Source organism: Acinetobacter terrestris (assembly GCF_004331155.1).
Taxonomy (GTDB): Bacteria; Pseudomonadota; Gammaproteobacteria; order Pseudomonadales; family Moraxellaceae; genus Acinetobacter; species Acinetobacter terrestris.
In genome coordinates this window covers 1-11,426 of record NZ_SJNZ01000045.1, presented here as the reverse complement: position 1 = coordinate 11,426, position 11,426 = coordinate 1, and the positions used below count along the sequence as shown (strand labels likewise).

The 11,426-nt window shown below is 41.7% G+C and carries 9 protein-coding genes, 1 rRNA gene and 2 pseudogenes; 6 read left to right on the top strand and 6 right to left on the bottom strand.

Going from position 1 to position 11,426, the window contains the following annotated elements:
• A partial coding sequence (locus E0H81_RS16360) for a DUF4372 domain-containing protein (RefSeq protein ID WP_214613820.1) occupies positions 1-96 on the bottom strand: 96 nt, incomplete at its 3' end.
• A gap of 132 nt (positions 97-228) precedes the next feature.
• Positions 229-1,197 (bottom strand): hypothetical protein, encoded by a 969-nt coding sequence (locus E0H81_RS15590; protein WP_131320226.1) that lies wholly within the window; start codon positions 1,195-1,197, stop codon positions 229-231.
• Positions 1,198-1,615: 418 nt separating this feature from the next.
• On the opposite strand from E0H81_RS15590, the gene mdtD reads away from it, so the two are divergent.
• From mdtD to E0H81_RS15560, 6 genes and pseudogenes are all read left to right on the top strand, one after another.
• Entirely contained in the window at positions 1,616-3,007 is a 1,392-nt protein-coding gene (gene mdtD / locus E0H81_RS15585) for a multidrug transporter subunit MdtD (protein ID WP_131320224.1), read from the top strand.
• Between the two features lie 76 nt (positions 3,008-3,083).
• Complete coding sequence (locus E0H81_RS15580) at positions 3,084-3,869, top strand: glycoside hydrolase family 25 protein (protein WP_131320228.1); 786 nt, start codon at positions 3,084-3,086, stop codon at positions 3,867-3,869.
• Positions 3,870-3,930: 61 nt separating this feature from the next.
• Positions 3,931-4,950 (top strand): MBL fold metallo-hydrolase, encoded by a 1,020-nt coding sequence (locus E0H81_RS15575; protein ID WP_131320222.1) that lies wholly within the window; start codon positions 3,931-3,933, stop codon positions 4,948-4,950.
• Positions 4,951-4,999: 49 nt separating this feature from the next.
• Entirely contained in the window at positions 5,000-6,055 is a 1,056-nt protein-coding gene (gene dinB, locus E0H81_RS15570; RefSeq protein WP_131320220.1) for a DNA polymerase IV, read from the top strand.
• Between the two features lie 201 nt (positions 6,056-6,256).
• Positions 6,257-6,481, top strand: a pseudogene (locus tag E0H81_RS15565) (shikimate transporter); the annotation flags it as partial.
• A 245-nt stretch (positions 6,482-6,726) separates the two neighbouring features.
• On the top strand, positions 6,727-7,086 hold the full coding sequence (locus E0H81_RS15560) for a RidA family protein (RefSeq protein WP_131320218.1): 360 nt from the start codon (positions 6,727-6,729) through the stop codon (positions 7,084-7,086).
• Between the two features lie 47 nt (positions 7,087-7,133).
• On the opposite strand, the gene E0H81_RS15555 is transcribed toward E0H81_RS15560, so the two are convergent.
• From E0H81_RS15555 to rrf, 4 genes and pseudogenes are all read right to left on the bottom strand, one after another.
• Complete coding sequence (locus tag E0H81_RS15555; protein WP_131320216.1) at positions 7,134-7,679, bottom strand: DUF2726 domain-containing protein; 546 nt, start codon at positions 7,677-7,679, stop codon at positions 7,134-7,136.
• A 351-nt stretch (positions 7,680-8,030) separates the two neighbouring features.
• A complete protein-coding gene (locus tag E0H81_RS15550) occupies positions 8,031-10,451 on the bottom strand; it encodes a YgiQ family radical SAM protein (RefSeq protein ID WP_131320214.1) in 2,421 nt (806 codons plus the stop codon).
• Positions 10,452-10,596: 145 nt separating this feature from the next.
• Positions 10,597-10,822 (bottom strand): annotated as a pseudogene (locus tag E0H81_RS16290) (MFS transporter); the annotation flags it as partial.
• Between the two features lie 283 nt (positions 10,823-11,105).
• A 5S ribosomal RNA gene (rrf, locus tag E0H81_RS15540) occupies positions 11,106-11,220 on the bottom strand.
• Between the last annotated feature and the right edge of the window lie 206 nt (positions 11,221-11,426).

Genomic DNA, 11,426 nt, shown 5'->3' with positions numbered 1-11,426 from the left:
TTTCTGTCCAACATGGTGTACTTTAGCAAGTTGCTCAAAATCCTGTCGCACGACGGGTTTAATAAGCTGATGAAATACGGTATTCTGATGTGACAAAACCTGAATCCTGGTCGTTAAAGTGTTTGTTTGCACTCATATTTTAACGATTTGGACTCAGGTTTTTTATTTAAATCAAACTATGGGACAGCAGTGAGCTCATGGCTCGCTTTTTTGATTGCCCGGTATGCGCTATAAATTTGAAATAAAGTTATAGAACCACGGCAGCGTTGTCGCTAAAACAACACTCATGATTAAGCCAACCATCAGCTTCATCGCATCTTTACTGACATTGCGTGAAGTCCGATATTTATTCACTTCAGCCAGATGCATCGACATGGCAAATTCACGACCGGCCAGCAGACCCAAGAATACCCAGGTGGTACTCATGGGAATATTGCTCCACTCTTTAAACACCAGTAAAATAATGGCGTAAATAAAATCGATAATGGTCGCGGAACGAATATCGGCCACACCGGTTTTGGTATCGATAATTTTTTGGATTGCACCACCACGTTGATAGAAAATCATGCCCAATAGAATGACAAAAACCAAAATCGCGAAAATCAAAAATTCCAGCGGAACTTGACGGGGTACATAGACAAAAATATTGGCCAGATCCTGAATCAGCCATTGGCTCCACAGAAATGCCGTGGACACCCACTGCAAACCAATCCAGACATGAGAGACTTTATGGTCCCGGGTTTTACTGAAATAAACTGAAATGCCTTTAATCACAAAACGATAAACAATAATGGCCACTACAAATGCAACGGCATAACCCATCATCGATTTGGTCAGCATGGAACCCAGACTGCTTGGCGAAAAAATGGTGAGGACTAAAAATGTGGTACTGACCGGAATGCCATATTTAGTTAAAATAATCAGTAATATAGGCGGAACAATATACAGCCAGGTAATTCCGCCGTCGGGAAAAGGAATGGTTTCCAGACGACCATATGAGGCATCACCAACACCTGAAGCCCACCAACCATAAAGCAAGACTACGCTTAAAATACTACTGGTATATAACCACAGTATCCACCAGGGACGGTGCGCATTGGATGAAATAAAGGTACCTAAGGTTTGCGGCACATCATTTCCGACAATTGAATACGCGGCTAGACAGAAGCCAACAATCATCAAAATTTCGATTGTCATAAAAACAAAACCTTTTTCACCAATTGAAAGTACTCATCCAGCGCGGCTGGAGGCTAGGCCAGATTATGACAGTTTTATGTCACTTTAATGACATAAGCTCGACAAGATTTTGTTATCGTCGATAAAAAGCAGCTTAATGTTGTTTTTATCTGCAATTTTTTTATTTCAAATAAACTGTATAGCTTGTGATTGAATGACCAATTTCATTGCAAGGAGATGCGCAGAAAGCTGAACGTTGATCTGGATTTAATTTGCTTTGCTTGAAATTTCAACTATTTTATCATTCAAGACTTTGCATTAAATGACTAACTGATGTCTGCCTGATTGCACTGTGCAGACAATCGATAGAACAACTTTTTCTTACACTAGGTTTAGATGATTCCTTTAAACTATTTAAAAATTTCACTTTTATAATTTTATGAACGCCACGCCATCACATCAAGCCTTACAACCTGAATTTAGACTGCTGGTCTTTTTGGTGTCTATTGGCTTTTTTATGCAAGGTCTGGATACCACTATTGTCAATACCGCGATTCCTGCCATGGCGGTAAATCTGGGTGAAGATCCACTGCAAATGCATAGTGTCGTGGTGGCATATGTGCTTTCCGTGGCTGCCTGTATTCCATTAAGTGGTTGGCTGGCAGACCGTTTTGGGGTACGCAATACCTACTTTAGCGCAATTGTTATTTTTACCTTGGCATCTTTAGGGTGTGGGCTTGCCAACAGCTTAAATGAACTGCTGGTCTATCGGGTCATTCAAGGAATTGGCGGCGCATTATTGTTACCTATTGGCCGTTTAGCGATGCTAAAAGTCATTCCGCGTACCCAATTTTTATCTGCCATGAGTTTAATGAGTCTGGCAGGACTGATGGGTCCGCTCATCGGCCCGACACTGGGGGGATGGATGGTCGAAGTGGCGACCTGGCACTGGATCTTTCTGATTAATATTCCGATGGGGCTTTTGGGTTGCTTAATTACCGTTAAAGCCATGCCGAATGTCACAGAGCCTACAGTTAAATCATTCGATTTTTCCGGTTTTATATTGCTGGTGATTGCCATGGTCGGCGTTTCAATGGGAATCGAAAAATTTTCTAGCCCGCATCAGTCCTTATGGTGGAGTACTGGATTAATCACTGCGGGTTTAATGGCGGCGGCTATTTACGCCTATCATGCGCATAGTCATCAAAATGCACTGTTCCGCAGTAAATTATTTAGCAATCAGATTTATGCCATTGGGATTGTCGGCAATTTCTTTGCCCGCCTAGGCGGCAATGCCATGCCTTTTTTAATTCCGCTGATGTTGCAGGTCGCCTTTGGTTTTGAACCTTTTATCACGGGTTTGTTGATGATTCCGACCGTACTGGGTTCACTGGCATCCAAACCGGTTATTCGCCAAATTATTCAGCGCTATGGCTATCGTAATGTATTGCTGGTTAATACCTTATTAGTGGGTGCTTGTATTGCCAGTTTTGCCCTGACTACGGCGGATACACCTATCTGGTTGCGTGCTTTACATTTCTTTATTTTTGGCATGCTGAATTCTCTGCAATTTGTGTCGATGAATACCTTAACCTTGAAGGATTTACCGCAACAGGATGCCAGTAGTGGCAACAGTTTCTTATCGATGATCATGATGGTGTCGATGAGTATTGGCGTGGCTTTGGCCGGAACTTTGGTGAACGTCTTCACAGCGTATTATGGTGCCGATCACATCACTACAGCCTTCCATAGCACCTTGATTTTCCTTGGTTGTATTAATATCATCACGGCCTGCATTTTCTCGCGTATTCCCCGCAACACGCCTGTTTAGCCTGATTGAAAAACAACGTGGTCTGAAGCTTCAGATCGCGTTATCATGTGTTCGGTCAATCATCCCTAAATTCTTTATGCCTCAAAAACGATTCGCCCAGAACAGCCATAAAAAGCTTTATGCCTCTTGCGCAGGCTTAGTGCTGATTTGTATCGCAATTGTCGTTTATGTTTTTGTATTGCATCATAATCCTGCCTCGGCACAAGAATATCCGGTCAAGGGTTTTGATGTATCGCATCATCAAGGTGATATTCAGTGGAAACAGATTTCCCCGAAAAACTATCAGTTTGTTTATCTGAAAGCCACTGAAGGCGGTGATTTTAAGGATCGAAAATTTCAGGACTATTGGCTGCAAGCACGCGAAAATGGCCTGATGGTCGGTGCCTATCATTTTTATCGTTTATGCCGTGATGGTGAAATTCAGGCGCAAAACTTTATTGAAACCGTACCCAACAAAGCCGATGCCCTACCGCCGGTAATCGATCTGGAATATGACACTAATTGCATCAACACCTATACCAAGGAACAGCTGCTTAAAGAAATTCAGCTCATGCATGACCGGCTGTATCAGCATTATGGAAAACAGCCAATTTTTTATATTTCCAAGTCATTTTATAACATTATTTTAGCTGGGGAATTTTCCAAAACACCGCTGTGGGTACGTGAATATCAGGGCAAGCCGGATTTAAAAGGCAAGCCGAAATGGCTGTTCTGGCAACATACCAATCAGGGAACAATCAAAGGTATTGCCAAAGTTGTCGACTTAAATGTGTTTAATGGTGATCAATCTGACTGGATCAGTTTTCTAGAAAAAAATAAGATTTACACTCAGAAATCAATTGAAAATTTACCGAAAAAATAACAAGACAAGTTTAAATATTGATCAACAATAAAAACAGCACCCCACTACAAACAGGAAAATTATGTCGATTAGAAAAGGACTTTGGGTTTCATTGGCACTGCTTATTCTGTTTTTGGGGGCTGGCATGGTTTTTTTACTGCAACCTTCCGGTCAGGTGTCTGATTTTCAAAAATGGCAATATCAAGCCGCTAAAAAAACAGCCTCAACTTCAATGCTAAAGGTGAAGTTTTTTGGTGTTTCGACGCTGCTTTTTGATGATGGCAAAACCCAGATTCTGATTGATGGATTCTTTAGTCGCCCCTCGCTATCTCAAGTGCTGTTTCAGAAAATTCAAAGTCAGCCTGAAGTGATCCGGCGGATAATTCAGCAACAGCAGTTACAGCGCACTCAGGTGTTTTTGGTCACGCATTCCCATTATGATCATGCGCTGGATCTTGCCGAGCTTGGCAAGCAACTTCCCCAGACAAAAATTATCGGCTCAAACAGCACCTTAAATATTGCCCGTGGCGGAGCCGTTCCCGAACAGCAGTTAATGCTGGTTCAACCCTTACAACCGCTGTCCTTTGGCGAGTTCAAAGTCACTGCCATTGCTTCGCGACATACCCCACCGATAGCGGTGAATAATGATTTGGGTAAGGAAATTTCCCACCCCCTGCAACAACCCGCACGTTTTTCTGCATTTAAAGAAGGCCATAGTTTTGATTATCTGATTGAACATTCAGGTCAGCGTATTTTAGTTAAAGCTAGTACCGGTGCAGTGCCCAATCAATTGAAGAATTTAAAGGTCGATACCTTATTTTTAGGCATTGCCCAGCTTTCACGCCAGTCAACTGAATTTCAGCAAAATTATCTGGATCAAACTCTTAAGACATTAAAACCCAAAGTGGTTGTGCCCATCCATTGGGACAATTTTTTCAAGCCTGTGGATCAAGCTTTAGAATTTTTACCTTATCTGGCGGACAACACAGACGAGAGCTTAAAAATTCTGATTCAGGCTGCTGAACAACAAAAAGTACAGGTGGTTTTACTCAGTCGGCCTGTGTCGTATCCACTTGATCCTGCTCTACAATCTCAGCCATGAAGATGAGATACTAAAGCTAGACCGAATTAAAGGCAGAATTTAGCACTGCATGAAAAAAATCATTCACATCGATATGGATGCCTTTTATGCCTCCGTGGAACTCAAAGACCGACCTGAGTTAAAGCATTTACCCGTGGTGGTTTCCTCACATCATCCACGCGCAGTGGTTTATGCGGCATCTTATCCTGCACGCGAGTTTGGTCTGCGCTCAGCCATGCCGATGTCACAAGCCAGAAAACGCTGTCCTCAAGTGGTGGTGATTGAACCCAATTTTGAAAAATACCGTACTGTCTCTGCCCAGATTCACCAGATTTTTCAGCGTTATACACCGCTCATTGAACCCTTGTCTTTAGATGAAGCCTACCTGGATGTCACGGACAATTTACAGAACATTGCCAGTGCAACAGAAGTCGCCATGCGAATCCGGGAAGATATTTTTCAAGTTACCGGTTTAACCGCATCGGCGGGCGTCGCTCCAAATAAGTTTTTGGCTAAAATTGCCTCGGACTGGCATAAACCGAATGGCATCTGCGTGATTAAACCCTCACAGGTGCAAAACTTCATTCAACATTTGCCGCTTAAAAAAATTCCCGGTGTCGGTAAAGTCACCCAAGAAAAACTCAAAATGCTGCAATTGGAAACCTTGGGCGATTTACAGCAAATTGAAGAGGCCATGCTGATTCAACATTTTGGAAAATATGGCAGACAGCTGTTCCGTTATGCTCAAGGGATTGATGAACGCCCCGTTCAAGCTGAGCGTGAACGGCAGCAAATTTCTAAAGAAACCACCTTTGATGATGATCTGACTTTAATCCAGTGCCAGAATTATTGGCCTAAACTGATGGATCAGGTCTGGCAAAGTTTAGAGAAAAAACAACTCTGTGCACGCGGTGTTTCGGCCAAACTCAAGCTGAAAAATTTCCAGGTTTTACAACATAGTAAAAGCTTTAAACAGCCTTTAGAAAACCAGAAACAACTGCAGGATGTGCTTCAGCAATTGCTGATCGAAATGCAGATCCCTGAACATTTTCAATTCCGCTTAATTGGCGTTGGGGTTTACCAACTTTCTGACCAGCAAGATCAGCCACAGCTTTCTCTTTGGTAAGCATTTGAATATTTTTCAATCAAAAGAATGAAATTAGACCAATTAATGCTACACAATGATTGTTTTTGCGGTACTCTATTGGCGCGATGCATTTATCCATGTAGCCGCTGAGATGCTAAAAATCACCTTTACTTTTAGCATGCTGTCCTGTGATTGGCGTGACGATCAAATCCGAATATTACAGGGCAACTCTGTTAAACCATGGAATTCCCTCTTGCATGTCTTTTGCAAATATCTCTGTACATCTCAAAGAACAACGCGCGTAAAGCCGCACTCAATAGTTTCATTGGTGCTGTTGTCGATTGGTACGATTTTCTACTTTATGGCATTGTTGCCACATTCATTTTTAAAGACCAATTTTTCCCAAGTATAGGCAATATGGGCACCCTTGCTGCGTTTGCAACTTTTGGGGTCGGCTTTTTATTCTGACTCAATTTTTAATCCTGTATTTTCTGACTAATTTTGTCCTGAATTATTGAACCCATAATTTATGGCAGAGATGCAGTTCTTTTTAAATATCAAGCTTAGGGTCAGTGCAATCAGCTGTTGCAGTATTCCATTTTTTGTCTGGATTTACAGATCGTCTTGATCATCCGAAAATAGGGTTTATGGTGGGTTTGATTAGCGCCCTTATCGCTGCGATAATACTTTAAAATACAGGATTAAAATTTATGAGCGTTCAGCGTCTACATGTAGAAAAGCGTTATTGCGAAGTGGCAATTTCAGGAAATATAGTGCATTTGGCAGGTCAATTGGCCAATGACACCTCACTGGATATTAAGGCGCAAACTCAAGAAACACTGGATAATATCGACCGTCTATTGGCAGATGCATGTACAGATAAAACCCATATTCTATCTGTGATGATTTTCTTGAAAGATATAGAAAAAGACTATGCGGCAATGAACGAAGTTTGGGATGCTTGGGTCGCTGAAGGTCAAGCACCTGCACGAACTTGTGTTGAAGCAAAGCTCTATGCACCAGATGTTTTAGTGGAAATGACGGTCACTGCTGTTCGTGCTTTACGTTAAAGGAAATAAATGAACAAGCATGAAAATATGACTTCATGCTGTTATGATTAACCCACGATTCGAATTTTCTTTCGTTCCAACTCAGGATAAAAACTATACTTCTTTGGGATATCTTCAACCTGCGTATCTAACTGGTTGTGAAGAGATTTATCCAATAGAAAATCTTGTCTTAACTGATAATATTCAGGTACATCTTCATAGCGAATCACACGGTATCCCGCCATAGCTAAAAGTGCATCCTGATATTGCGCATTCTGTGGACGTTTTAATGCCATGGGATCATCAAGTGCAATAATCGCGCTCACTTGATGATGTTCATCAAGCACCACAAAGTCTGCCACCATATTGCGATATTTATGACGGGTTCGGGAGTATTTGGTCGTCAATAATGCATCAAATGAAACATGTGCCAATACAGTACTCTGCGGCAATATTCCCTTGAGTCTCGTATAGGTTAATTGTTCATTAATATTAAAAATAGCCCTTTGTTTTAAAGCGCTATCTTGCTGTTTCGTACTGCTTTCCAGACTTTTCCAAGCCATACACAGTACACAGAATAGGAGTAAGCTCCCGATCAAAATGTAAACCATCATCCTCTTAGTCCTTTAAATTTTTATAATCTTTTTCGGTGTCACACCGATTGTTTGTTATGAAATTCAGTATACAACTCTTATTTTTATTAAATATTTCAAGTAAACAAACTGCATTGAATGATGACGAAATCATCATAAAAGCTGACAAAAAGTTGCACTGATTTTATGCTCATTATTAATGTCTAAATTAAATCCATTATTAGACATTTAAAGTACTGTATCGCAAGGCTGAGTGCTGATGCAACAATACTTTTAGCTATTGTCCTACAATTCCGACGAGCTGTTTAATTCCTGTTATTTTTTAATGAATTATAAAAAAAGAACGCCTAAGCGTTCTTTTCATTTTTTAAATTAGGCTCTCGATTTTGGCTTAGGTTTACCTTTTGGCTTCGGACCACCAAACGGTTTTTTAGCATCCCCTGTTTCACGAGGTGGCAAACCGGTATGCTGAGTCAGAATCTGACCTTTTTCAGGACGTTTTTTGGTATTCGACGGGCGTGACGGGTTCGCTGCGGAATTATTACGAACAGCATTATCACCACTGCGTTTTTGCGAATCACCCGCAACAGTTGAATTTTTCTTACGTGCCGATTGATACTGACCTTCAGTGCCTACAGGCTGATAGGTCGGAATCAAGTGCTGTTTCGAGTTACCAATCAGGTCTGAACGGCCCATTTCTTTCAATGCTTCGCGTAGCAATGGCCAGTTATTCGAATCATGGTAACGCAAGAAGGCTTTATGCAAGCGACGACGCTTGTCGCCTTTCACAATGTCGACATTTTCAGTATAACGCGCCACTTTCGCCAACGGGTTTTTACCCGTGTGGTACATGGTGGTTGCTGTTGCCATTGGTGAAGGATAGAAATTCTGTACCTGATCAGCACGGAAACCATTTTTCTTCAACCAAATCGCTAAGTTCATCATGTCATAATCGGTAGTACCCGGATGCGCCGCGATGAAATAAGGAATCAGGTATTGTTCTTTACCTGCTTCCTTGCTGAAACGGTCAAACATTTGCTTGAAGCGGTCATAAGTACCTATACCCGGTTTCATCATCTTCGACAATGGACCTTTTTCGGTATGTTCCGGTGCAATTTTCAGATAACCACCGACATGATGCTGAACCAGTTCTTTCACATATTCAGGGTTCAATACAGCCAGGTCATAACGCAAACCTGAACTAATCAGAATCTTTTTAATGCCTTTTAGTTCACGTGCTTTACGATATAACTGCGTCAATGGTGCATGATCGGTATGCAAGTTTTGACAAACACCCGGGAATACACACGATGGTTTACGACAGTTTTTCTCAATTTCAGGATCTTTGCACTGCAAACGATACATGTTTGCAGTCGGGCCACCTAGGTCAGAGATAATGCCGGTAAAGCCAGGTGCGGTATCACGAATTTTTTCCACTTCACGCAGAATCGATTCTTCAGAACGGTTTTGAATAATACGACCTTCATGTTCGGTAATTGAACAGAAAGTACAACCGCCAAAACAGCCACGCATGATGTTCACGGAGAACTTGATCATGTCAAATGCAGGGAAACGTGCCTCACCATAAACTGGATGTGGCAAACGTGCATAAGGCAAGTCAAACACATAGTCCATTTCTTCAGTGGTCAATGGAATCGGCGGTGCATTCAGCCATACATCACGTTCACCATGCTTTTGTACCAAAGCACGCGCATTTCCGGGATTGGTTTCCAAATGCAAAATACGGTTGGCATGTGCATATAAAACAGGATCTTCAGCCACTTCTTCAAATGCAGGTAAACGAATGACAGCCAGTTCACGTGGCGGTAATTTATGTTTGATGGCTTTTGATGGCGCAGGCTGAAGCTGAACAATTTGCGTATCTGCATCCAGATTATCGCCTTCGCGGATAATTGGATTAGCAACAGGTTCTTTTTGGAAATTTTGATATTGAGTTAAAGAATTACCTTTATCTTTTTCTATTTCACAACCATCTAAATCTTCAGTCATCACATATGGATTGATGATTGCATCCACACGTCCAATGCTATCGACATCATTCGATGCAATTTCAACAAACTTGGCTTTAGATGCACGGTTATGTTTATTAACAATAAATGCTGTACCACGAACATCGGTAATTTCGTGGATTTTTTCACCTTTGGCCAAACGGTGCATGACTTCAGTAATAGAGCGTTCGCCATTACCGTACATCAATAAATCCGCTTTTGAATCCATCAATACTGAACGACGGACTTTGTCTGACCAGTAATCATAATGCGCAATACGACGCAAGGATGCTTCAATCCCGCCCAAGAGTACCGGCACGTCAGGGAATGCTTCACGGCAGCGCTGACAATACACAGTTGCTGCACGGTCTGGGCGTTTGTTCGGCTGATTATCGGGTGAATAAGCATCATCGGAACGGATTTTGCGGTCAGCCGTATAACGGTTGATCATGGAATCCATATTGCCTGCGGTCACGCCCCAAGCAATGGTTGGTTTACCCAATACACGGAATGCTTCAGGATCGGTCCAATCTGGCTGAGCGATGATCCCCACACGGAAGCCTTGCGCTTCAAGGGTTCGTCCAATAATGCCTGAACAGAAAGATGGGTGGTCGATATAGGCATCGCCACAAACTAAAATAAAGTCACAGGCATCCCAGCCGAGTAGATCCATTTCCTCGCGTGACATCGGCAAAAATGGTGCGGGTTCAAAACAAGACGCCCAATATTTGTCGTAATCAAACAACGCGGTCGGCGCTGTCTGTGCGGTATAAGCTGTAGACATGGCTAGCAAATTCTCGGCTGGCAGATGATAGGAGATCTAAAAATAGATCAAAGATGAAAGCCGATCATTTTACCATGAATTCCACTCATATTCTTGATTAAAAAATACACAAAAACAGAGGTTTAAATTCTTAATTATTTGTTGTTTATAAAGATGATCGACAGTGGAGTGGTAGGGCAAAAAATAATCCCAACATCAGTACATAGCTAATAAGCAAGGTTAAGCCATTCTAACCATAGTTTTCCCAGACTAAGCCGCTACTACTATCTAAAATACTAGATCCCGTGTAGTAACTAAAAAGATATAGCGAAGAACCCACTGCACGATAAGGATTATATGGATACCCAACTAATTGAGGTTGAATGTGCAGCATCGGCCAAATTTTTAACAAAGGATTCTCTCAGACGAGAAAAGCGAATCAGATAGGGTTTAAAGTGTTTAGATACAGGGAACTCTATTCACAAGCACATCATTTCGCTGTTTTTCTAAAAAATTTACTGTAAATGAAATGAATAATTTTTATAGAATTATGGTGGGTATGAATACCGCTTATTACAATTGAGTGATGACAATTTTTTAGCAAATTTACATTTATTCCCCCCATAAAAAAATCCCCCTCTGCTTTATAGCGGAGGGGGATTTTTAGGAATAATGAGCTGGCGATGACTTACTCTCACATGGGTAACCCCACACTACCATCAGCGCAAAGAGGTTTCACTTCTGAGTTCGGGAAGGGATCAGGTGGTTCACTCTTGCTATTGTCGCCAGCACAACTGTTTATGGATACTTGCTTTGGTCTTATCTATTCACTTTTCAGTGTATGCCAATGCTTTTTCCAAATCTGAACAGATTGGGCTGTTTGAGTTGATATTGTCTAGCGTTTAGTTAACTAAATCAAGGTTTTTGTATCGATTCAATCGAACCATACAACTGTTTGGGTGTTGTATAGTCAAGCCTCACGAGTAATTAGTATTG

Coding starts and splice junctions, on each gene's coding strand:
- E0H81_RS15575 (WP_131320222.1), top strand. CDS start 3,931: ATGTCGATTAGAAAAGGACTTTGGGTTTCATTGGCACTGCTTATTCTG.
- dinB (WP_131320220.1), top strand. CDS start 5,000: ATGAAAAAAATCATTCACATCGATATGGATGCCTTTTATGCCTCCGTG.
- E0H81_RS15590 (WP_131320226.1), bottom strand. CDS start 1,197: ATGACAATCGAAATTTTGATGATTGTTGGCTTCTGTCTAGCCGCGTAT.
- E0H81_RS15555 (WP_131320216.1), bottom strand. CDS start 7,679: ATGATGGTTTACATTTTGATCGGGAGCTTACTCCTATTCTGTGTACTG.
- E0H81_RS15560 (WP_131320218.1), top strand. CDS start 6,727: ATGAGCGTTCAGCGTCTACATGTAGAAAAGCGTTATTGCGAAGTGGCA.
- E0H81_RS15550 (WP_131320214.1), bottom strand. CDS start 10,451: ATGTCTACAGCTTATACCGCACAGACAGCGCCGACCGCGTTGTTTGAT.
- mdtD (WP_131320224.1), top strand. CDS start 1,616: ATGAACGCCACGCCATCACATCAAGCCTTACAACCTGAATTTAGACTG.
- E0H81_RS15580 (WP_131320228.1), top strand. CDS start 3,084: ATGCCTCAAAAACGATTCGCCCAGAACAGCCATAAAAAGCTTTATGCC.